This is a genomic window from Brevundimonas sp. AC546 (assembly GCF_979258305.1).
This window is the reverse complement of sequence record NZ_OZ409849.1, coordinates 1983002-2004582: the sequence shown is the minus strand read 5'-3', so window position 1 is coordinate 2004582 and position 21581 is coordinate 1983002. Positions and strand designations below refer to the sequence as shown.

Annotated in this window: 19 protein-coding genes; 15 read left to right on the top strand and 4 right to left on the bottom strand. The window is 57.3% G+C overall.

What is annotated here, in order from left to right:
* Positions 1–11: 11 nt before the first annotated feature.
* From ACZZZD_RS09950 to ACZZZD_RS09940, 3 genes are all read right to left on the bottom strand, one after another.
* Positions 12–638, bottom strand: a complete 627-nt coding sequence (locus ACZZZD_RS09950; protein ID WP_463434707.1) for a D-sedoheptulose-7-phosphate isomerase — start codon at positions 636–638, stop codon at positions 12–14.
* 1 nt (position 639) lies between these two features.
* Positions 640–1518, bottom strand: coding sequence for a GHMP family kinase ATP-binding protein (locus tag ACZZZD_RS09945; protein ID WP_463434705.1), 879 nt, complete (start codon positions 1516–1518; stop codon positions 640–642).
* A gap of 192 nt (positions 1519–1710) precedes the next feature.
* Entirely contained in the window at positions 1711–2679 is a 969-nt protein-coding gene (locus tag ACZZZD_RS09940; protein WP_463434703.1) for an SDR family NAD(P)-dependent oxidoreductase, read from the bottom strand.
* A gap of 206 nt (positions 2680–2885) precedes the next feature.
* Between ACZZZD_RS09940 and ACZZZD_RS09935 the strand changes: the two genes are divergently transcribed.
* The 11 genes from ACZZZD_RS09935 to ACZZZD_RS09885 all read left to right on the top strand — a co-directional run bounded on the left by ACZZZD_RS09935 (position 2886) and on the right by ACZZZD_RS09885 (position 17244).
* Positions 2886–4127 (top strand): HAD-IIIA family hydrolase, encoded by a 1242-nt coding sequence (locus ACZZZD_RS09935; protein ID WP_463434701.1) that lies wholly within the window; start codon positions 2886–2888, stop codon positions 4125–4127.
* Positions 4128–4408: 281 nt separating this feature from the next.
* Complete coding sequence (locus tag ACZZZD_RS09930) at positions 4409–7291, top strand: glycosyltransferase (RefSeq protein WP_463434700.1); 2883 nt, start codon at positions 4409–4411, stop codon at positions 7289–7291.
* The gene (locus tag ACZZZD_RS09925) at positions 7284–8165 is read left to right on the top strand and encodes a class I SAM-dependent methyltransferase (RefSeq protein ID WP_463434699.1); all 882 of its coding nucleotides are present in this window, start codon (positions 7284–7286) and stop codon (positions 8163–8165) included. Before ACZZZD_RS09930 ends, ACZZZD_RS09925 begins: the two co-directional genes overlap by 8 nt.
* Positions 8166–8570: 405 nt before the next feature.
* Positions 8571–10613, top strand: a complete 2043-nt coding sequence (locus tag ACZZZD_RS09920) for a glycosyltransferase family 2 protein (RefSeq protein ID WP_463434697.1) — start codon at positions 8571–8573, stop codon at positions 10611–10613.
* Entirely contained in the window at positions 10604–11464 is an 861-nt protein-coding gene (locus tag ACZZZD_RS09915) for a glycosyltransferase family 2 protein (RefSeq protein WP_463434696.1), read from the top strand. Before ACZZZD_RS09920 ends, ACZZZD_RS09915 begins: the two co-directional genes overlap by 10 nt.
* A 7-nt stretch (positions 11465–11471) precedes the next feature.
* Positions 11472–12338, top strand: a complete 867-nt coding sequence (locus tag ACZZZD_RS09910; protein WP_463434695.1) for a class I SAM-dependent methyltransferase — start codon at positions 11472–11474, stop codon at positions 12336–12338.
* 1 nt (position 12339) lies between these two features.
* Complete coding sequence (gene rfbF / locus ACZZZD_RS09905) at positions 12340–13140, top strand: glucose-1-phosphate cytidylyltransferase (RefSeq protein ID WP_463434694.1); 801 nt, start codon at positions 12340–12342, stop codon at positions 13138–13140.
* Positions 13141–13181: 41 nt separating this feature from the next.
* Entirely contained in the window at positions 13182–14264 is a 1083-nt protein-coding gene (locus tag ACZZZD_RS09900; RefSeq protein WP_463434692.1) for an NAD-dependent epimerase/dehydratase family protein, read from the top strand.
* 2 nt (positions 14265–14266) lie between these two features.
* Positions 14267–15613 carry a UDP-glucose dehydrogenase family protein gene (locus tag ACZZZD_RS09895; protein ID WP_463434690.1) on the top strand — a complete coding sequence of 449 codons (1347 nt, stop codon included), beginning with the start codon at positions 14267–14269 and terminating at the stop codon, positions 15611–15613.
* Position 15614: 1 nt separating this feature from the next.
* A complete protein-coding gene (gene rfbC, locus ACZZZD_RS09890; RefSeq protein ID WP_463434689.1) occupies positions 15615–16166 on the top strand; it encodes a dTDP-4-dehydrorhamnose 3,5-epimerase in 552 nt (183 codons plus the stop codon).
* Between the two features lie 142 nt (positions 16167–16308).
* Positions 16309–17244: an NAD-dependent epimerase/dehydratase family protein gene (locus ACZZZD_RS09885; protein ID WP_463434687.1), complete on the top strand. Its 936-nt coding sequence runs from the start codon at positions 16309–16311 to the stop codon at positions 17242–17244.
* Positions 17245–17349: 105 nt separating this feature from the next.
* On the opposite strand, the gene ACZZZD_RS09880 is transcribed toward ACZZZD_RS09885, so the two are convergent.
* On the bottom strand, positions 17350–17934 hold the full coding sequence (locus ACZZZD_RS09880; RefSeq protein WP_463434686.1) for an NUDIX domain-containing protein: 585 nt from the start codon (positions 17932–17934) through the stop codon (positions 17350–17352).
* A gap of 142 nt (positions 17935–18076) precedes the next feature.
* Here ACZZZD_RS09880 and ACZZZD_RS09875 point away from each other — a divergent pair, with 142 nt between their 5' ends.
* Genes ACZZZD_RS09875 through ACZZZD_RS09860 form a run of 4 tightly spaced genes read left to right on the top strand, consistent with a single transcriptional unit; the run spans position 18077 to position 21566 of the window.
* Positions 18077–18847 (top strand): ABC transporter permease, encoded by a 771-nt coding sequence (locus tag ACZZZD_RS09875; protein WP_463434684.1) that lies wholly within the window; start codon positions 18077–18079, stop codon positions 18845–18847.
* Between the two features lie 18 nt (positions 18848–18865).
* Positions 18866–20029, top strand: coding sequence for a Wzz/FepE/Etk N-terminal domain-containing protein (locus ACZZZD_RS09870; RefSeq protein WP_463434682.1), 1164 nt, complete (start codon positions 18866–18868; stop codon positions 20027–20029).
* Entirely contained in the window at positions 20026–20700 is a 675-nt protein-coding gene (locus ACZZZD_RS09865; protein ID WP_463434681.1) for an ABC transporter ATP-binding protein, read from the top strand. Before ACZZZD_RS09870 ends, ACZZZD_RS09865 begins: the two co-directional genes overlap by 4 nt.
* Positions 20700–21566 carry a hypothetical protein gene (locus ACZZZD_RS09860; protein WP_463434679.1) on the top strand — a complete coding sequence of 289 codons (867 nt, stop codon included), beginning with the start codon at positions 20700–20702 and terminating at the stop codon, positions 21564–21566. Before ACZZZD_RS09865 ends, ACZZZD_RS09860 begins: the two co-directional genes overlap by 1 nt.
* Positions 21567–21581 lie beyond the last annotated feature (15 nt).

Here is a 21581-nt window from a genome sequence, read left to right as displayed (position 1 = left end):
TGGGACAAAGTCTAGAAACGAACGCGGCCTAGATCATCATGGTCGACTAGCGCGCCCATTCTTAGGCTCTGAGCTAAGACGTGCATCAAAGACTGGTGGACGTCTTCTATAACGCCGTAGTTATTTGCAGTGACGTGCAGGGAAACGTCCGCCTCTGCAGCGGCGGGACCGCCGTCAAAGCCGGTTAATGATAGCACCTTCATGCCTTGGCTGCGTGCAGCCTTAATAGCTGCCACAATATTGGGTGACGTTCCGGACGAACTTATGGCCACTAGGACATCGCCGCGACGACCTAGTGAGCGCAGCGGCAATGAGAAAATCTCATCGAAACCGATGTCGTTAGCAATAGCACTCATCAACTCCGGAGTTGAAGACAAGCTTTGCACGCGCGGCTTAATGGATGTTCCAGCCTGCACGCCCTTCAGACAGTCGCACAGCAGATGGTTGGATATCGCCGCCGATCCACCATTCCCGCAAGAGAAGATCGTGCCTTCTTCTGAAACGGTTTTCCGGAGAAGGATTTCTGCTGCCAGTATGGCTTCCCGTGAGACCGATTCCCACGCGGTCGCGAGTTCCTTGAGATAGGCCTCGAGATAACTATCGGCGCCCGAAATCAAACGGCTAGGGAACAGCTCCATATTATTTCGGCTCATTGTATGTCTTGGAGGAAAGCAGAATTATTGATCCAGATGGCTCGAAATTGAAAACTACGCGCCGCAGGCCGACAGCTTTCTCGATAGCGTCGTGACGATCACGGGGTGCGAAAAAGGCTAAAAAGCCGCCCGATCCGGCGCCTAGCAACTTGCCGCCCTCGGCCCCCGCGGCGATTGCAGCGTCATGCCAGTCATCGATGTGACCGTTGCTGATGCCGCTCACTAGTCCCTTCTTCAAGGACCAGTTCTCCCGCAGAATTTCGCCGAACCCATCAAGCTGTCCTGCGCAGAGTTCATCGCGCAACACATAGGTTAGTTCGACCATTCGCCCTAGCTGCGCGCGCACTCTCGAGTTGTCTATGACCTGTTCGGATTGCCTGGCCAGTATGTCGGACGCGCTTCGCGTCACGCCGGTGTAGAAGACGATCAGTTTCGAAAAGAGTTCTGCCTTTGTCTCATTCCGAACGGCCAAAGGTTCTACTATTACGCTGTCGTCGGAGTTGAAAGCGATCAGGTTGAGGCCGCCATACGCAGCGGCATACTGATCCTGTTTACCTATCGGTGCGCCGCAACGCTCAATCTCGATCTCGCTGGCCTTTGCTCCCAGCCATTCGGCCGAGGAATGCTGGTTCTTATATGCATTGACAGCATTCAGGAGGCCCACGGTAAAGCTGCTCGACGAACCCAATCCCGTTCCACGTGAAGGGATGTCCGCCGTGGTCGTCACCTCCACACCGCCCGTGACATTCAGAGCTTCTAGAGCGGCGCGGAAAAGCGAGTGCTGGATTTGATCAAGTGAGGTGACTTCTTCGGTTTGAGAGTATGCTAGGCGAATACCACCATCAAACTTGGGATTGATACTCACGTAGACGTATTTATCGATAGTCGTGCTGAGAACAGCCCCAGGCGCTGTCTTATAGTATGCGGGTAGGTCGCTACCGCCGCCCACGAAACTCATCCGCAGCGGCGTCCTAGATATAATCATACTGCGGAAATTTCCGATGCTGTGGGCCGTTGTTTCATCGCGGGGGACGCCGCGATGGTTTTTTCGTGAGGCTCAGCCTCGCTGCTCCGGGTGTACGATTTCCTCGACGGCGCGGACGATGGTCTGGGCCGAAGAGCGAGAAGGTTTCCAGCCCGTGTCCATCAGGCGCTGGACCGAATACCGGAAGGAAGGCACATCGCCGACCCAGCCGCGCGGGCCTTCACCATAGGCGATGGCGGCCTTTGGAGAAACCCGATCACGCACCGTCTCGGCGATGAAGCGAACCGTCACGCCTTCGTCGCTGGGGCCGATGTTGAAGGTCAGGCGACGCCCGTCTAGGGTCGAAATATGCAGCATCGCCTCGATTAGGTCGTCGACGTGGAGGTAGGACTTGCGTTGGGTGCCGTCCCCCAGAACCTCGAGCCGCTCAGGCGTGGCGCGCAACTTGTTGACGAAGTCGAAGATGACCCCATGGGTCGCCGGCGCGCCGACGACATTAGGGAAACGATAGATTTCGGCCCGCGGAAGATAGGCTTCGACCGCCGCATTGATCTGGGCCTCCGAAGCCAACTTCATGGCGCCATAGTTCGAGATCGGCGCTAGCGGGCCGATGTCTTCAAAAATGGCGACCTCGCCGAAGGGCCCGTAGATAGCGGAACTTGAAGCAAACCTGAGGGTGTGAGCCCCGGTTCGTTTCATGAGGTCTAGCACGCCGAAGGTTGTCTGGAACGTCCGGTGCAGATCGATACGAGGATCTTCGACGCCTGCGGGAATGTCGGAGTTGGCGGCCAAATGCCAGACGTCGCTCAGCCGGCCGCCGACGGAGGCCAGGGCTTCGGCCATGGCGTCGGCGTCGGCGCAGTCGACCTGGCGAAACTGGATGCGGGGATCCTGAACGAGCGCGGCGACGCGATCTTGGCCGCCGCGTGACAGATCGTCCAAAATCAATACGCGACGGTCTGAGGCGGCGAGACGCTCGACAAGGTTTTTGCCAATGAAACCGGCGCCGCCGGTGATGATATCGATCTTGTCGGAATCCATGGTCGCTCCCTGCGGCTGGCCTTATCGACAAAAAATGACGATCACAACCGCTTGCTGTTCGGAGGTCGAGGACCGCTTTCAAGCCCTTGTCCTTTCCTCTATTCAACCGCTCTCGGGATCAATCCTGTCCGAATGGCGAGCAGTGAAGGCGTCGTGTCATCCAGACGGACCATATGTCAGCGGCTGCAACCATCGAGATTTCAGGCATGACCACACCGATTCGCCAGGCCGTCATCCTTTGCGGAGGGTTGGGCACGCGTCTGGGCGGACTGACGCGCGACACGCCAAAGCCTCTTCTGCCGGTGGACGGCACGCCGTTTCTGCAGATGCTGATGCAGGAGATCACGCGTTACGGCATTGATCGGTTCCTGCTTCTGGCGGCCTACAAGTCCGAACAGTTCCAGGATTTTGCGGACCAGGCGGCCCGGAGCCTCGGACGCCCCGTAACGGTCGAAGTCGCCGTCGAGCCCGATCAGGCGGGTACGGGCGGCGCCCTGTTTCACGCCCGCGAAAGACTGGACGACGCCTTTTACCTCTTCAACGGCGATACTCTGCTGGACGCGCCGCTCGACGCGCTCGCCCGGCAACTGGAGAATCCGCGCACTATCGGTTGCCTCGCCCTCAGATATGTGCCGGACGCTTCGCGATACGGCGTGGTGGACGTCGAGGGGGATCGGATCGTCCGCTTCGGCCGAGCGCCGCTGCCCGGAGAGGCGGCGTGGATCAACGGCGGCGTGGCGGCGTTTCGTCGTTCTTTCGTCGATCGACTGCAGCCTCAGGGTGCGTTCGAGACCCAGGCCCTGCCCGACCTCGCCGGCGAAGGGGCGCTTGCTGCGGTCAAGGTTCAGGGCTTCTTCATCGACATCGGAGTGCCGGCGGATTTTGAACGCGGGCAGATCGAGATTCCCGACTATCGGCGTCGGCCGGCGGTCTTTTTCGACAGGGACGGCGTGATCAACCGCGATCATGGCCACGTCGGTCAAGTCGAGCGATTCGAATGGACCTCCGGTGCGAGAGAAGCGGTCGCCATGGTCAATTCGAAGGGGTTCTACGCCTTCCTGGTGACCAACCAGGCAGGCATCGCCAAGGGGCTGTATTCAGAAGCGGATTATCTCGAATTGACCCGGTATATGCGCGCTGAATTGTCGCAGTCGGGCGCGCGGTTCGACGACGAGCGGTACTGTCCCTTTCATCCGGACGGCGTTGATCCCGCCTATCGGAAAACGTCGGACTGGCGCAAACCAGAGCCGGGCATGTTGTTGGATCTGATGCGCTTCTGGCCGGTTAATAAGGCCAGAAGCGTGATGATCGGAGACCGCGAAAGTGACATGAAGGCGGCCGCTGCAGCAGGAATCGTCGGCCGTCTCTTTAACGGTGAAGTTCGTCTGGACGACTTCGTTTCAGGAGTTCTGGACGATCTCTTGGATGGGGGCGGCGTGAACGCGTGAAGTTAAGTCGTCCGCAGTGATTGCGCTGCGAAGGCCATAAGCGCAAATGGCGTGAAAGACTGAAAATTGCCTCCGAGCCGATCTGTTTCATGAATAATAAGATGCTGATGATCGCAGACGGCGCCAATCTGCCTCGGCCCCTGCGGGTGTTGAGGAAGCGTCTTCGAGCGTTGGGTCTCTGGTCGAGCGCCAAGGGGCGTCCCAAGGCATCTCGGGGTTGGAATTCGCTAAGTGATATGGGCAGGGTCGCTCCTCGCGCCCTGCAGCCCTGGTTCGAGCCTATGGACCGCTATTCGGCGTGGCGGGCAGTCAATGTCCTGACGCCGGCCGCACTGGCGGATTTGCAGCACGCGATAAAGGCCACTAAGCCGAAAGTCCGATTTTCGATCATAACGCCAGTCTACAACACGGGTGCGGAGCATCTGCACGAAACCGTTCAGTCTGTGCTTGCCCAGGTGTACGGGGATTGGGAGCTTTGGTTGTCCGATGACGCCAGCACCGACCCCGACACGCGTCGCGCCCTGGTCGAGGTAGCGGGTCTCGACAAACGTATCCGTACCCTCACTACGTCGCAGAACGGGGGGATCAGCGTGGCGACGAACGCTGCGGCGGCCAAGGCAAAGGGCGAGGTGCTGGTCTTTCTCGACCATGATGACTTGCTGACGCCCGATTGCCTGGCGGAACTAGCGCTCTACTATACGGCGCATCCGGACGCGGATATCGTCTACAGCGATGACGACAAGGTCGACGACGAGGAGCGGTTCTATGCGCCTCAGTTCAAACCTGATTGGTCGCCCGCACTCCTGACCAGCTTCATGTACATGAGCCATGTCTTCACGGTCAGGCGTTCGCTGTTTGCGGAGCTCGGCGGTTTCCGTTCCGATTTCGACGGTTCCCAGGATTATGACTTCGCTCTGCGCGCCAGCGAGCGGGCCAGGCATGTCGGCCATATCCCCCGTGTCCTTTATCATTGGCGCGCCGTCCCCGGATCAACGGCTGTTTCAGGCGAGGCCAAGCCGCACAGCTTTGAGGCGGGACGGAAAGCGGTGCAGGAGCACCTAGACCGAACGGGTGTGGCCGGGCAGGTGGTCCACCCCGACTGGGCGCAGGCCGCCAAGGTGGGGATGTTTTCGATCCGGTTCCCGGACGAGGGGCCGTCGGTTACGATCATCGTACCAACATACAATGCGGCGGATCTGCTGTCCGTCTGCCTGAAGTCGCTCGAGGCGACGACCTATCGCAATTATCGGGTGATGGTCGTGGACAACGACAGCGATTGCCCGGACACTCTGGCCTACCTTGACGGTTTGTCTCGGGAGCCTCGTGTCTGGGTCGAGCGGATTCCGAAGATTGATGGCAGGTTCAACTACTCGGCTTTGATGAATGAGGCGGTGGCTCATGCGGACGGCGATCTGATCCTGTTCCTCAACAACGACACCAAGGTCATCGAGCCGTCCTGGCTCAGCCAGATGGTTGGACTGGCGGGGTTTGGAGGCGTCGGTTCCGTAGGCGCGCGGCTACGATTTGCTGACGACCATATTCAGCACGCTGGCATCGTGCAAGGCTACCGCGAAGGGTTGGTGGGGCACGCTTTCCGAGGGCTTCATGCCAGCCAATGGGGGTATCTCGGCCTGATGCGTGCGCCTCACGAGCGCATGGCTGTAACGGGCGCCTGTATGCTGACGCCTCGCGCCCTTTTTCAGGAAATGGGCGGGTTTGACGCAATCACCTTCGCCGTCGCCTATAATGATGCGGACTACGGGTTCCGGCTGCACCAGGCAGGCTACAGGAACTTGTATTGTCCCGACGCAGAACTTTATCACTTCGAAGGTCGCACCCGCGCAAAGACCGATGATCCCCGCGAGGTCGCCTCAATGCGCCGGATCTACGGCCGCGCTACAGATCCGTTCCATAATCCAAACCTGTCGCTGGATGATGAGAAGTTCAAGGTTGCCGCGCGACGACTTCCAATGCGAGCCAAGCGGCCAGTGAAAGTAGGTGTATTTAGCCATAATCTTCGGCACGAGGGAGCGCCCAAGACCCTGTGCGATCTCATAATCGGACTTAAGAGGACTGGAGTGATTGAGCCGGTTGTCTATGCACCAGCCAAAGGTCCTCTTGGGTCTGTCTACGCTGACGCAGGCATAGAAGTCCGTCTTGTCGCCGAGCCGTCACCAACATCCAACTTGGCCGACTACGTTGCCGCGCAGTCGGTTCTCGCAACCGAATTTCGGTCAGCAGCTCTTGAGGTGATTATTGCCAATACGCTGACCGCCCATCACGCAATCGGTGCGGCTAATCTCGCGGGACTGCCTTCCCTCTGGTGTCAGCACGAGAGCGAGCCTTGGTATAACTATTACGATTGCTATGATTCGACAATACAATTTCATGCTTATGCAGCTTTCGCGCAAGCATATGCCGTCACCTACGTTGCGGATGCTACGCGAGAAGCTTGGCATCCTGTCCAGACAAGGCACAATGCAGTCACAATCCGGCATGCCATCCCCGATGCTGTCTTGTCACAAGAAACATCGCGCTGGAGTCGTGAAGAGGCTAGACGACGTCTTGGTCTCCAAGATCGCGATGTAGTCGTAATGTTGCCGGGTACGGTTTGCGCTCGCAAAGGTCAGCAAGACATCGTAGATGCAGCATTGATTTTGGCTGCCGAGGAGCTCGAGCAGATTAAAATTCTGATTGTCGGCGCGCTAGTTGAGCCGGAATACGCCGTGCATCTAGCGAGTACGATCGAGTCTTGCACGCCAGAGGTATCTTCGCGTATCGAGCTGGTCGGTGCTGTAGACGACATGAGCCTTTACTATGCGGCTGCCGATATAATGGCATGTACGTCGCGGATCGAAAGCGCACCACGCGTTCTAGTCGAAGCCATGGCATTTGGCCTGCCAATTATAACCACTCCAGTCTTCGGCATTCCCGAAGTCGTGGAGGAAAACGTCAACGCTATGTTCTATCGTCCGGGAGATACAGCGGTGCTGGCTGAACACATTTCTATCTTGGCGAAAAACGTGGAGCGTCGAGCCGTAATGGCTGACGCGGGGCGGGCGGTATTGGAGGCGCGCGCCACCTATGACGACATGCTTCAAAAATACGCTTCGCTGATCCGTGAAGCGGCGCTCGCGGCCTCTTGGAAAGTAGCTGATGTTTGATGTTGAAACGACCGCGGCTCACTGGGATGCAAAATATGCCACCGCTACCCGATCAGCTTGGGTCCAGAACCCTCTGGTAGAGCAAGCCCTATATCAGCGGATGACTGGTCAGCGGGGCTACTGGTTGGACTGGGTTTTCACCCATCTGTTGTCGCCGGTTGGTAGCCTCCTATCCATTGGGTGTGGCGACGGTTTCCACGAACTCCTCATCGCCCGTCGCGGCTACGCTCGAAACATTTCAGCTTTTGACGCCGCGCCTGGCGCTGTCCAACGTGCTCAGGAAGTGGCCGCAGCGGAGGGTCTGGCAATAGATTTCCGCAATCGCCTATTTGAGGAGTTCGTTCTGAATCCCGGCGCTGAGGATCAGCACGACGTCGTGTTTTTCTCCGGCTCCCTGCATCACGTCACCGATCTCGAAGGCATGCTTTCGGCCGTCCAACGTGTCCTGAAGCCGGGCGGAAAAGTGATCGTGAACGAATATTGCGGCCCCTGTTATCAGCTGTATCCACCCAGCCAAGTAGCGATCGTCGATCGAACGATTGCTGCTTTACCAGAAGAATTTCGTGCTTCCGACCGGCTGGAGATGCCGAGCATGGAGATGATAAAGGCGTCTGATCCTACCGAAGGCGTACGGTCGGCATTGATACCGCAACTCGTGCCGATGTACTTCAAGCCGGAGTACGAGCGGTTTGTTGGGGGCGCGCTGCTTCATCCGCTCTTTGGCTGCCTCAATGCGAGCCGAGTGAATGACGGATCGCCTGAGAGCCGAGTTTTGGTCGAAATGTTGATTCATCTTGAAGATGAACTAACGCGCTCCGGCGCACTGCAGCACGACTTCATGCTGGGAATTTATGCCAACACCGTCAAGGGTTAGGTTTCCTTGAGGCTGAACCATCGAGGAGTGGCTTCTGCCCGATACCCTTCGGGTCCCGTTGACCCTCAATAGACCTTCCCTTATGCAGCCCTGAATCAGGCGTGGTGATATTTTGGCGCGCAGGCGCGCCTTAGACGCCTGATGTTGTAAAACAATGACGAAAACATAATGACGGACCACCCGGATATAAGGTCCATGTCAGAAAGCAAGATCGGCCCTCGGGGGCCATATAACCAAGCCGCTGCATTTGTATCATGGGGGTTCTCTTTGCCATCACTGCTGGATGCTGTGAAACACTTAGGGACTTCCCTTAAGCGCCGCCGACGTTGGCGATCGTCGATGGACATAGCCCGGACTTCCTACTTTCACTCGCAGTGGTACCGACGGATGCATGCAGGCTCCTTGGTGGCGCAGCTTGACCCGTGGGGTCATTACAAGCGCCACGCGCGAGTGCCCGGATACGATCCTAATCCGGCATTTGATAGCGCATGGTATGCAGAGCATTATCTGCCGAACAACACTCAGGAGACGCCCATAGGTCACTATGTGCGTCTCGGTGTGTCGTTGAACTTGCGCCCATCGCCGATTTTCGACCGCGGTTGGTATTTGACAAGCAATCCGGATGTCGCAAACGCTGGCGTAGAACCGCTCAAGCACTTCTTGGAACACGGCTCATCGGAAGGGCGCTCTCCTGGTCCCTACTTCGATGCCTCTTGGTATCGCGAGCAACACAAGTCATCCGGATTCGCCCGCTCAAATCCTCTGGGCCACTACTTCAGGAACGCGCGGCGGCTCGGGTTTGATCCCAATCCGGCTTTCGCGAGCGCGTGGTATGCGGGCAGGACGCCGGATCTGGGCGAGGGGAATCCGCTCGCCCACTATGTTGCCAGAGGGGCCGGAGCGGGGGCTAATCCCCACCCGCTCTTTGACGCCGCCTGGTACCGCGAGGAGTTGGGCCGAGATACGACCGAACCGTTGCTTCATTATCTGACGCAGGGCGGGAATGAGGGGCGCAATCCACACCCTCTGTTCGATTCCCGATTCTATGCAGAACAGGTGGGTCTCAAGGATCAACACCCGCTCACGCACTATATGAGCGCAGGCAGGACTTCTGCGGCATCGACCCATCCGCTGTTCGACGCCGACGAATACGCGGCGGCGATGCCGCCCAAATCCGGGTCTCGAACGCTCCTTGAGCATTTCCAGGAGCATCCCGTGGGGCAGGCGGGCATAAGTCCGCTCGTCGACGTTGACTGGTATCTCGATTCCCTGGGGCTTCCCGGGGGGACGAATGCGCTGGTCCACTACCTGACAACGGGCTCACGCAATAACCGCAACCCCAACCGGCTGTTCGACCTGAAGTCTTACACCGCACGTTACCCAGATATCCGACGCGCTGGCTTGGAGCCCCTCAGCCACTATGCGCGTTGGGGGTGGGCCGAAGGGCGTGAGCCTCATCCGCAATTCGATGGTCGGTTCTACAGCCTGACCCAAAAGCAATGGCCGGCCTTGGGCGATCCGCTGACCCGTTTCCTCATTGAAGCCGCAGACGAGTCCGCGAGCCATCCGTCCAGGGCGGACACGTTCGTCTCCCGTCACGTCAGGGGAGCCCTGCAGGCCCCTGGGGAAATCGCCGCCATGATCGGCGTCGTTGTTTACAACGAATCGAAGGAACAGATTTCGCGCATCGTCGAAACGTCGCTACTTGCGCTTACGAGAGCGGGGTCTCGGTCGCCCAAGGTCATCATCTTCGACAACGGCGGCACCATCCCGGACGCGCATATTCCGGCCAACGTTCAGTTCATCCGCCGCGGCCTGGACCAGGGATTCAGCGTTGGGCACAACACGCTGATGCGCACCGCCTTCGATCAAGGCGCGGAAGTCTACATCGGGGCCAATCCAGACGGCGCTTTCCACCCGGATGCAGTTACGGAATTGTTGAAAATGGCCGCCGCCCAAAACGCGGGCGCGATCATTGAAGCTATCCAGTTTCCGGACGAGCATCCCAAATTCTATGACCCATCCACGCTGGAAACAGACTGGATCTCTGGCGCGTGCTTCCTGATTCCGCGCAAGGCCTATGACCGCGGCGTCATGTTTGACGAGCAGTTCTATCTCTACTGCGAAGATGTGGACATCTCCTGGAACGCCCGGCGCCTCGGCTTCAAGACCCTTATTTGCCCAACGGCGCTCTTTTATCATGACGTGTCCGATCGAGCTCACGACCCGTATCGATACGGCCTTATGCTGACGGGTGCGCGGTACCTCGCCCACAAGTGGGGTAGTCCGGCTTTCGGCAAGTGGGCCGAGCTGCAACTTCTCGAAACGGGAATGGCCAGCGCTCTTCACGAGCTACCTGATCTGTCGCAACTTCCCTCGATAGACAATCCCGACGAGTTCACCGATTTCGATCACTACTTCCATTTCACGGGTGTCCGATGGGACTGAGCAGCGCTTCTGATCAAGAGAGGCCGACCGGTGACTCGAGACCCTCCGGTCTTGATGTCATCATCCGGGTCCACGATGCTAATCGGCTCTTTGAACTCGACCGTGCAATCTTCTCCCTAATCAATCAGGCCTTCACGCCCGTTCAACCGATCATCGTCATGCAACGCTTTGGGGCGGACGAGGCGGAGGCGGTCAGGCGGGTTGTAGAAAAATATGATTGGGCTCGCCATCAGACGCCCGTCATCCTTGCGGTTGATGGCGAAGGCGACCTTCGATCAAAACTTTTGAACGTCGGTCTGGCGGTCAACCGCAGCAGATACGTGGCCATCCTAGATAGCGACGATTACGTATACGAGAACGCATACTCGCGCCTTATCGACCAGTTGGAATCCAGCGGGGCCGCGGTAGCGTTTGGAAACATCAAGGTGAATCACGTCGTCGTCTACGACGGTGAGTGGATCTACAATGCATCGTCCAAGTCTGATGTTTATCAGGGGGAGAATTTCGACGATCTGGTCCGAGAAAACTTCTGCCCCATCCACAGCTTTGTTATAGACCGGTCCATCGTCATTGCATCGGACCTCTATGTAGACGAAGCGCTAACGCGACTGGAAGACTACGATCTTCTGCTTCGGCTAGGCCGAAAATACATCTTCGATTTTTCTCTCCGTGACCAGTACGTGGGTGTTTATAACTGGCATGTCGATGGAAGAAATAGCATTCAAGTCTTTGACCAGCCCGAAGATGTCGCCCTTCACAACCAGGGGCAATGGGCCAGTGCGAGACAGATCATTTGGAATCGAAAACTCTTGCTTCGTACAAAACCCAACGCAAACGATCGCACCGGATAACACGCAAATGTCAGACTACGATGAGACGGCTAAGTTGTTTGTACCCGCGGGACATTATTATAGCCCTATCCCAGAGCCTGCTGTAGCCGGTAATTATGCCGATTGGCTGAGGGATATTTATAAGCCGGGCGTCGATGTTCCGGGCATCAACATCGACCCAGAGCGTATGCGTACGTTCTGGACAGAAAAACTGGCTCCTCACGCGGCGGATCTGACTTTTCCAGACAGTAAACAAGAAGGAAAGCAGTACTACTACGAAAATGACTTCTTTTCGTACGGAGATGCTGCAACCTATTCACTGATGATCCGTCATCTGCGCCCAAACAAGGTGGTAGAGGTAGGGTCAGGATTCTCTTCGGCCTGCCTTCTCGACACACTGGCTGAGAGCGGTCAGTCTCCGGAGCTAGTCTTTATCGAGCCTTACGCCGACAGGCTTCGTCAGGTTATCGGTTCGGAACTTCAGTCCAAAACGACGCTGATGGAGCAGTCCGTTCAGTCTGTTGACATGGCGGTGTTCGAGGCACTTGAATCCGGCGACCTTTTGTTCATCGACTCGACGCATGCGTTCAAGGGCGGTAGCGATGTAACCCACGAACTTCTGGAAATACTTCCCCGCCTCAAGCGCGGCGTGATCGTTCATTTTCACGATATTTTCTATCCGTTCGAATATCCGAGAGAATGGATACGGGGAGACCAGCGCGCCTGGAACGAGTGCCACGCCATGCGTGCATTTCTGATGTATAACTCGAGATTTGAAATCGTTTTCTTTAATGACTACTTTGCACAAGTCGGTCGAGATCTTCTGGAAACCGATTGCCCTGTTATCCTGCGCAATGCAGGAGCCGGGCTCTATCTGCGCGTGACGGGCATCTAGTATGGATCCCGCTAAAACACCCGTTTTCATCCTGGCTGGCGGTCTTGGCACGCGGCTGAAGGAGCACACCGAGTTCCGTCCGAAACCGATGGTCGAGGTCGGTGGGCGACCGATTTTGTGGCACATCATGCGCTGGTACGGAAAGTTTGGCTTCCGCAAATTCGTGATCTGCGCCGGCTTCAAGTCGGAAGTGATCAAGGATTACTTCCTGAACTACGACGCCATGAATTCGGACTTCACCACCAATCTGGCGGACAGAAGTATCGAAGTTCACGGTGCTCACCACGACGAGGATTGGGAGGTCACGGTCGCCTACACGGGCGAACTGACGATGACGGGCGGCCGTATCGGCCGGGCGGTAAGCAAATATCTGGGTGACGCCGAGCATTTCGCCGTGACCTACGGCGACGGCGTCACCGACGCCGACCTGGAGGCCGAGTTCGCCTTCCACCTGAACCACGGCAAGGTGGGCACGGTGCTCGCCATCAACCCGCCGTCCCGCTTCGGCGAACTGCTGACGGATGATGACACCGTTACGACCTTCGCTGAAAAGCCGGAACTGTCGAACACATGGATCAACGGCGGCTACTTCTTCTTCCGTCGGGAGTTCGCCAAATATCTCAATGAGAATGAGGCGCTAGTTCTCGAGAAGGAGCCCCTGATCCAGCTGGCGGTTGACCGCGAGCTGAATATATTCCGCCACAAGTCGTTCTGGGCCTGCATGGATACGCAGCGTGACCGTGACGAACTGGACGAGCTATGGCGATCGCGCAAAGCGCCGTGGGATACCCGCGGCAACTGATCGCCGTCATACACTTAACGCTCTGAACCTCAAGGAAAGCCATGGCCAACCCTATCGTCCTCGAAGACCTCGAGCGCATGTATTCTATCGTTGGTCGTCGTGATCGCTTCGAAGGCTCGACGATCATCGTCACAGGCTGCGCGGGTTTCCTCGGCTTCTACTTCCTGCAGTTTCTCGTGCGTAAGGCGGACGATCTCGGCATCAAGAAGGTGGTCGGTCTCGACACCTTCCTGCTCGACAAGCCCAAGTGGCTGACCGATTTGGTTGACGAGTTTCCGTCAATCCTGGATTTGCGCGCGTTCGATATTTCCAGGGACGACATCGCCACGGTAGACGGCGCGGCCGATGCGCGCTTCGTGATCCACGGCGCCTCGATCGCCTCACCGACCTTCTATCGCCAGTATCCGGTGGAGACGATCGACGCCAACATCTGGGGGCTTCGCCACCTCCTCGATTTCTATCGCGGTCGTGACACCCTCAAGGGCTTCCTGTTCTTCTCATCGAGCGAAATCTACGGCGACCCCGACCCCCAGTTCATCCCCACGGACGAAGAATATCGTGGCAGCGTCTCCTGCCATGGACCGCGCGCCTGCTATGATGAGTCCAAACGTTTCGGCGAGACCATGTGCTGGGTCTACGCCAAGCAGTACGGCATGCCTGTGACGGTCGCGCGGCCGTTCAACAACTATGGTCCCGGGATGCGTCTGGGCGACAAGCGTCTGCCTGCCGACTTCGCGACCTGCGTGACCGAGAACCGGGACATCGTGATCCTGTCCGACGGCACGCCGACCCGGACTTTCTGCTACGTGTCAGATGCGGTCACCGGCTATTTGCTGTGTCTGCTGCACGGCGAGTACGACTATTTCAACATCGGCATCGAGAAGCCCGAAATCATGGTCAAGGATTTCGCCAAGCTCTACCAACAGGCTGGCGCCGAGGTTTACCGCTATAGCGGTCAGGTCTTCTACGAACAGAGCGACGATCCTGAGTACATGACGGACAACCCCAACCGTCGCAGCCCGATCATCACAAAGGCGCGTACGATTCTGGGCTATGATCCGCAGATCCTCGTCGAGGAAGGCATCGGTCGTTACCTCCGCTTCCTCAAGCACGAAGGTCAGTAAGCATGAAGCTCGCAGTCGTCGGCACCGGATACGTCGGTCTCGTTTCGGGCGTATGTCTGGCCGCCAAGGGTCACGACGTCACCTGTGTGGACATCAACCCCGCGATCGTGGATCGGCTCAACAGGGCTGAGCCGACTATCTATGAAGTGGGTCTGCCAGAGTTGCTCAGGGAGGTCCGCGACAGCGGGCGTTTCCGCGCGACCACCCATATCACCGAAGCGCTGGACGGATCTGATCTGGTCCTCATCGCGGTGGGGACGCCGTCCGAAAACGGCGTGATCGATCTCAAATATATCCGCCAAGTCGCCGGCGAGATCGGGGCCTATATCAAGACCGCCCGGCGACATATCTCGGTCGTGGTCAAATCGACCGTCGTGCCCGGAACGACGGATACTGTGGTGCGGGAGGAAATTGAAGCCGCGTCGGGCCTCAAGCATCCGGCTTTCGGTCTCGGCATGAACCCCGAGTTCCTGCGCGAGGGCGAAGCGATCGAAGACTTCGCCGAACCGGATCGCATCGTGCTCGGCAACGAGGATCCTGAGACGCTTACCCGGCTGGAAGAACTCTACGCCCCTTGGAACGTCGACAAGGTTCGGGTCAACACCCGCACTGCCGAGATGATCAAATACGCCAATAACGCCCTGCTCGCGACGCAGATTTCGGCCGTGAACGAAATCGCCAACCTCGCGGCGGCCTTGGGCGGGATCGACGTGCTGGACGTTATGGGCGGCGTGCACTTGGACAAACGCTGGAATCCGATCCTGGAGGGCGGCGCGCGCGCCCAGCCCCCGATCCTGACCTACCTCGTGCCGGGCTGCGGCTTCGGTGGATCCTGCTTTCCCAAGGACGTTCAGGCGCTCCGAAGCCAAGGAGAGCAGAAGGGGCTGCCCATGCGGATGATGAACGCCGTGCTGGACGTAAACGACGCCCAGCCGTCGCAGGTTCTGGATATCGTTGAACGCGACATGCCGGACCTGTCGGGGAAGCGCGTGCTGTTGCTGGGGCTGGCCTTCAAGCCCGGCACGGACGATGTCCGCGAGTCCGCCTCTTTGAAGATCGTCGATCAACTCGTGGCGAAGGGCGCGGACGTGGTCGTCCACGACCCCATTGCCGTCGACCACTTCAAGAAGGCAGTCGGACCGGCAGGCGAACAAATCCGCTATGTCGAGGACTGGGAAGCCGAAGTTGCGTCGGCCCAGGTCGTCATCGTCGCCACCAAATGGCCGGACTACGCCAGGCTGACATCTCAAGATCTCTCGGGCAAGCTGCTGTTCGACGCTCGTAGAATGTTCCCGCCGGCTCAGGTCGGGGGAGCCCAGTATCTTTCCATCGGCCGACGGATCGCTTGAGATGAAATATCAGTCCACGGCCGTCGAGGGTTGTTTCATCGTCTCGCTGGAGCCGCGCGGCGACGATCGCGGCTTCTTCGCCCGGATGTTCGACTCAGACGAGTTCGCCAGCATGGGGATGGACAGCGTCTATCCGCAGATCAACACTTCCTTTAGCGCGTTGGCTGGCACTTTACGGGGGTTGCATTACCAGGTCGCGCCCCACGGAGAGTCCAAGCTGGTAAAATGCTTAAAGGGCTCGGCGTTCGATGTCGTGGTCGATCTTAGGCCGGATTCCCCAACTTACGGTCGGTGGGCAGCCCAAACATTGACGGATGAAAACCGTCTGATGATGTACGTGCCGAAGGGCTGCGCTCATGGTTTCATGACCCTCATGGACGAAACCGAGATGCTTTATCCCGCCTCCGGCCCCTACAACGGTCCGGCAGAGCGGATATTGCGGTGGAATGATCCACTTTTCGCTATAACTTGGCCGCTACTTCCGGTCGTCCTGTCGGATAAGGATCACGACGCCCAAGACTATGATGCGGCTTGGCACAGACCGGGTTATTAAATCCGTGCGGCGTTAAACCAAAACTCGAAGGACGTTTGACGTCATGAGGTGGAACGTAGGCCGCAACATCTATGGATTCCGGAGGCTGATTAGATATGACTAGTGATGGTTGGCGTAAAGATCTTTGCTGGCGGGCGAGTAGATGAATATCCTTCTTACCGGCGCTAGCTCCTTCACAGGTTCTTGGTTTGCCTTGGCTCTAGCGCGAGCCGGCCATGTCGTGACCGCGACTTTCCGGGGGGGGCATGATTCTTACGCCGACACTCGTGGCAAGCGGGTTGCGAGTATTTTGGATAAAGTAGAACCGATCTGGGGGGTCAGTTTCGGCGACGAAGCCTTCTTCGATGCGTTGGGAGATCGGTCTTTTGATCTGGTTTGCCATCACGCTGCGGAAATGACCGAATATCGCAGTTGGGATTTCGACGCAATTGAAGCGACGGCTAACAACACTCGTGGCGCGCGCCGCTTGCTGACCTTGTTGGCCGAGAGGGGGGGGGGCAAGTTGATGCTTACCGGCAGTGTTTTTGAACCTTACGAGGGCGTTGGCGATCTTAGGCAGCGGTCATTCAACCCCTATGGTTTGTCGAAACACCTATCTTTCGAGGTGTTCCGTCTTGAGGCGGAGCGCTTAGGACTTTCTCTCGGAAAATTTGTTATCCCTAATCCGTTCGGTCCTCGAGAAGAGTACAGATTCACGTCGTACCTTGCAAAGGAGTGGTCGATGGGGAAGAGACCTATTGTGGGTACGCCAGCCTATGTTCGCGACAACATTCACGTCTCCTTACTTGCGGCCGCTTACCTAGAGGCGTGCACTACCCTTCCGCAGTCAGCCGGGCTGACTAGGGCGGCACCCAGCGGCTATATTGAACAGCAGGGCGCGTTCACGCATCGTTTTTCTCGAGAAATTGCCGCGAGGACCCCGTGGGAATGCGATTTCGGCAACGCTGACCAAAAAGAGTTTCCCGAACCGATGTTCCGTACAAACTCTAACCCAAATCCGGTTAACGGACACTGGTCGGAAGCGGAGGCGTGGGATGCACTTGCCGATTACTATCTTGAGATGTTCGCTGGTAAGTAAAAAAACGACCGGGGCTATAGCGGTCGCTAACAAAACTTTACCGTGTGTTTCGGATGTCCAGAAGGTTAGCCGCATCGTCTCCAGCGAGGCAGCTTTGAAGGTGTATTATGAGAATAAGGACGGCTTGGTCGCCATTAGGTACAGAACGAGGACGAGCAATTTAAGGTCTAGAATTTGACCTCCTACCGCAGCATCTCTCAGTTCGACTAAAGAGACTTCATAGACCTCAATCATTTCATTTTCATTAGGAAGTCCCCCGCCTGGTCCCTTCCGATCCGCCAGAGTGTAAGGGGCGACGTAAAGACACGATCGTTCCGTGGAGACGCCTGGCATCGTCCAACAATCTACGACGAGTTCAAGCGAAGCCAGCGCAATGCCCACTTCCTCGAAAGCCTCCCTTCGTGCAGCCTGTTCAGATGTTTCGCCGGGATCGATCAGTCCCGCGGGGCATTCGAAAATGCGTGTTTCCTCGCCGCGATGAAGGAGAGAACTCCTAGGCATTGAGATAACAGTCGCCACGCCTCGATCTGGGTCGAATGGCAACACGACGGCCGCATCTCCGTGATGCTCCACATGCCGCGTTCCCAAAGATTGACCCGCTTGGATCAACGTGACGCGATGTACTTCCAGCCAGCCCGTATAGACAGCTTCACCGTGCGCTATCCGGGCGGTTTCGATAACTGCCCTCATGGCTGGGGCCGAACTATGCAGGCGAATTGATAAGGCACAAACCCACTATAGCATTGCGTCGGAGCCAAGTTCAGCGCAAATGTCCGCACGCCGACCCTCTTTCGACCTCGGCTCAATCTCCTAAGATCAAGCTCGGGATTAAATGCGAGGGATCAAAAATCAGGCGCGGATCATCGGCGCGCTAACGATGCGTGAGTTGATCACGCGTTACGGTCGTGAGGGCCTGGGGTTTTTGTGGTTGGTTCTGGAGCCGCTGTTTTTCTGTTTCGGCGTCATGGGTTTGTGGACCCTGATCAAGCCTGAGTACGAACACGGTGTCCGCATCGCTCCCTTCGTTATGACAGGCTACATGGGCTTGTTGTTGTTCCGCCACATGGTGAGCGCTTCGATGGGGGCGATTCAGGCAAACATCGGACTTCTCCATCATCGACCGGTTAGGCCGCTCCATGTTTATCTTACGCGAGCCTTACTCGAGACCGCCGGCGGAGCCCTCGCGTTCGCGATTGTTTATGTGACGCTTTTGATCCTTGGTGTGGTTGAGTTGCCCTCAGACTATTTGACGCTCTACGCTGGCTATCTGTTGATGGCTTGGGTTGGCATGGGTTTCGGTATTACGCTTGCCTCGCTGGCGCTGAGATTCGAAGTGTTGGAACGGATCGTGCCTGTAACGATGTATCTGATGATACCGTTGTCTGGGGCCTTCATTATGGTGGATTGGGTACCCTCCGCCTATCGAGACCTATATCTCCTCGTGCCGCTCCCACATACGATCGAAATGATGCGGTCATCAGTGTTCGGTGAATTTGTACCCACCCATTATAATCCGTACTATCCGCTCTATTTTGGTGCCGTGATGAATACTATTGGCCTGCTCGCCTTGAGTGACGCTCAGAAGTTCATCGAAGTCGATTGAAGTCCAGGTTGCGAAACGATGTCTGAAGCCAATATACGCTTTTTGGGGCCGCTTTTACGCCCGCATTCACCCGGCGCTTCGGCCCCTAGACGGCGGCGCCTGCCATGGGTCTTCATTATCTTGGTGGTGATTCCAACCCTGATCTCAGCTGTTTATCTGCTATTTATCGCTTCTCCTCGCTACGTGTCGGAGGCACAGTTCATCGTTCGCTCCTCTGACGAGGGAACTGTGACTTCCCTTGGTTCGGCACTCGAGGGGGTCGGTATCGGCGGGAAGTCAGCCAACGCTCACGCGGTGCTAGAATACATTAAATCGCCCGATGGTCTTGATGAACTGTCTCGGACAGTAGACGTGAAGAAGGCCTACGGCCGTCCTGGGGTAGATGTCTTCTCGCGTCTGCCTCGACCATTTTCGGATTCGTCCAACGAAAGTTTCAGACAACAATTCAACTCCTACGTCACCGTCGGTTATGATTCACAAACGGGAATCAGCACGTTGCGGGTTCAGGCCTTCGACGCACGCGACGCGCAACGCATAGCCGACGGCCTCCTTCAAGGTGGTGAGGCGCTTGTCAATCGCTTGAGCGAACGGTCTTCGGCGGATGCAGTGGCTCAGGCCGAACGCAATGTTGTGGAAGCTCAAGTGCGCCTAGACCGATCGCTTAATGCGCTAACGGAATTCCGCAATCGGGAAGGCCTTATTGATCCGACAAGCAGCGCCAGGTCCGGAGGAGAGCTCGTAGGCCAGTTGAGCTTGAACCTCGCTACGATGCAAGCCGAACGCAGCCAAGTCGCCACGGACACTCCAAATAGCCCTCAGTTGCCCGTCATTGACAGCCGCATTCGCGCTTTAGAGCGCCAGATCGCCATAGAGCGCGGAAAAATTGTCGGTGGCGCTGCGTCCTTGGCTCCCCGGATTTCAAGTTACGAGAATCTTCAGACAGAACGCGAGTTTTCCGAACGATTGCTTGCGTCGTCGACGGCGGCTTTGAACGCCGCTCAACTCACTGCTCGCAGTAAACGGCTCTACATTGATAGGGTTGTGAACCCGAACCGGCCTGACCGTGCCGTCGAGCCCAAACGCTTCTTGTCTCTGCTAGCTGTCTTCGCCTCGTTGATGCTCGCTTATGGGCTCGGTTGGTTGGTGCTAGCCGGCGTGCGTGAGAGCCACGTCCACGGATGACTGCGGAGACCGGTATCGGCCTGCAGGTTAGGGGCTTGGGGATGACGTATCCGGTCCACGGTGCTCGCCCTGTTTTCAAGGATTTAGAGTTCAGCCTGGGCGCGCAGGGGCGCATGGGCATTCTGGGTCGAAACGGCCAAGGCAAGTCCACGCTTATCAAGATTCTAGGCGGTATTTTGCGTCCGACATCTGGTCGTGTGCAGTGGAACATGAAGGGGTCTTGGCCGATCGGGTTCGGCGGAGGTTTCCAAGGCAGCCTGACGGGTATTGATAATATCCGCTTCATTACCCGAATATACGGCAAAAGGTTCGACGCTGTGTTTGATCGCGTCGAGGGTTTCGCGGAACTGGGCGCTGCGTTGAACCGGCCTGTGAAACACTATTCGTCGGGCATGCGAGCGCGATTGGCCTTCGGCCTTTCTCTGGCAATTGAATTTGACTGCTATTTGATCGACGAACTTGTCGCCGTGGGTGACGCTCGATTCCAGCGACGCTGCAACGAGGAGTTATTCGAACGCAGAGCGGATCGCGCCTTTCTCATGGCGTCGCACGACACCCATATGATCGCCCAATATTGCGAACGAGCGCTCGTTATCGAAAGCGGTAGGGCGAGAATTTTTGATGACGTGGACGAGGCCATTGATGTCTACAAATGGCTGAGATCTGTCTGATGGACGCTGAAGAGCTCGTATGGCTTGTGCAAACGCCATCCTCGTCTGCGCACGTGTGGCGCGATATCTTGGCTCAGGCATGTTTGGCGCGCGGATGGGATTTTGCGGTCCATGATCAAGGTCATCCGCTCCCCGCGCCTGTGTCGGGTCGCTCTCTTTTGGTCGTGGCTGGGTTCGATGAGCCTGAAAGCCCGCATATTACGCACCGCGCTGTGCAATTATCACCCCCATTGGAGGCCGTTTCCGTCCTCAAGTCTCAATGGAAGTTAAATGATCACGACGCCTTTTACGCAGCATCTTCAAGGCTTGCAGCGGCGTGGGAGCTTGTTGAGCGGGGAGCGTCGGTCAGTTGGTCTGACGAACCAGAGCTTGAGATTGCTGGCTTGGGCAAGGTTGCTGGACAGGTAGCTCAATCGTCATCTTATGCTCCGCGCACCGACCACCCACTCTTTATGTTTGAAAGAGGTTCTGCGGCAGGCGTGGGGGCAACAAGATGGAATCCCGACCTTTTTCTTTATCCCGACGCGCGGCCCAGCGAAGGACCGGTCGGTTCATTTCCATTGGTCGGTCGGCGCCGGCTGCTTTTGAACGGACCGAATATCTTCCTTCCCGCGGGCTCTTGGAGCTTCGTGGCTGAAATCTCGATCGATCCGCCTGGCAGGACCGAGTTGCTGATAGAATGGGGGCACGGTCACGATGTCGCGTCTCTGCTCACGCCCATCGACGTCGCCGGACGATATGAGCTTTCGCTTGAGAAGCGGTGGACAGCATTTCAACCTGCCGACTTCAGGATCAGTCTCATGATCCCTGCGCTGGAAGGGGAGTTCTGCTTTCATGGAGGCATGCTGACACGCACATTTGGTTGAGAACTTAGCGTGTCG

What these genes read in the sequence shown, in the direction of transcription:
- ACZZZD_RS09900 (WP_463434692.1), top strand. Translation starts at nt 13,182, where the DNA reads ATGGCCAACCCTATCGTCCTCGAAGACCTCGAGCGCATGTATTCTATC.
- ACZZZD_RS09880 (WP_463434686.1), bottom strand. Translation starts at nt 17,934, where the DNA reads ATGAGGGCAGTTATCGAAACCGCCCGGATAGCGCACGGTGAAGCTGTC.
- rfbF (WP_463434694.1), top strand. Translation starts at nt 12,340, where the DNA reads ATGGATCCCGCTAAAACACCCGTTTTCATCCTGGCTGGCGGTCTTGGC.
- ACZZZD_RS09865 (WP_463434681.1), top strand. Translation starts at nt 20,026, where the DNA reads ATGACTGCGGAGACCGGTATCGGCCTGCAGGTTAGGGGCTTGGGGATG.
- rfbC (WP_463434689.1), top strand. Translation starts at nt 15,615, where the DNA reads ATGAAATATCAGTCCACGGCCGTCGAGGGTTGTTTCATCGTCTCGCTG.
- ACZZZD_RS09940 (WP_463434703.1), bottom strand. Translation starts at nt 2,679, where the DNA reads ATGGATTCCGACAAGATCGATATCATCACCGGCGGCGCCGGTTTCATT.
- ACZZZD_RS09895 (WP_463434690.1), top strand. Translation starts at nt 14,267, where the DNA reads ATGAAGCTCGCAGTCGTCGGCACCGGATACGTCGGTCTCGTTTCGGGC.
- ACZZZD_RS09930 (WP_463434700.1), top strand. Translation starts at nt 4,409, where the DNA reads ATGGACCGCTATTCGGCGTGGCGGGCAGTCAATGTCCTGACGCCGGCC.
- ACZZZD_RS09910 (WP_463434695.1), top strand. Translation starts at nt 11,472, where the DNA reads ATGTCAGACTACGATGAGACGGCTAAGTTGTTTGTACCCGCGGGACAT.
- ACZZZD_RS09935 (WP_463434701.1), top strand. Translation starts at nt 2,886, where the DNA reads ATGACCACACCGATTCGCCAGGCCGTCATCCTTTGCGGAGGGTTGGGC.
- ACZZZD_RS09950 (WP_463434707.1), bottom strand. Translation starts at nt 638, where the DNA reads ATGGAGCTGTTCCCTAGCCGTTTGATTTCGGGCGCCGATAGTTATCTC.
- ACZZZD_RS09885 (WP_463434687.1), top strand. Translation starts at nt 16,309, where the DNA reads ATGAATATCCTTCTTACCGGCGCTAGCTCCTTCACAGGTTCTTGGTTT.
- ACZZZD_RS09870 (WP_463434682.1), top strand. Translation starts at nt 18,866, where the DNA reads ATGTCTGAAGCCAATATACGCTTTTTGGGGCCGCTTTTACGCCCGCAT.
- ACZZZD_RS09860 (WP_463434679.1), top strand. Translation starts at nt 20,700, where the DNA reads ATGGACGCTGAAGAGCTCGTATGGCTTGTGCAAACGCCATCCTCGTCT.
- ACZZZD_RS09875 (WP_463434684.1), top strand. Translation starts at nt 18,077, where the DNA reads ATGCGAGGGATCAAAAATCAGGCGCGGATCATCGGCGCGCTAACGATG.
- ACZZZD_RS09925 (WP_463434699.1), top strand. Translation starts at nt 7,284, where the DNA reads ATGTTTGATGTTGAAACGACCGCGGCTCACTGGGATGCAAAATATGCC.
- ACZZZD_RS09915 (WP_463434696.1), top strand. Translation starts at nt 10,604, where the DNA reads ATGGGACTGAGCAGCGCTTCTGATCAAGAGAGGCCGACCGGTGACTCG.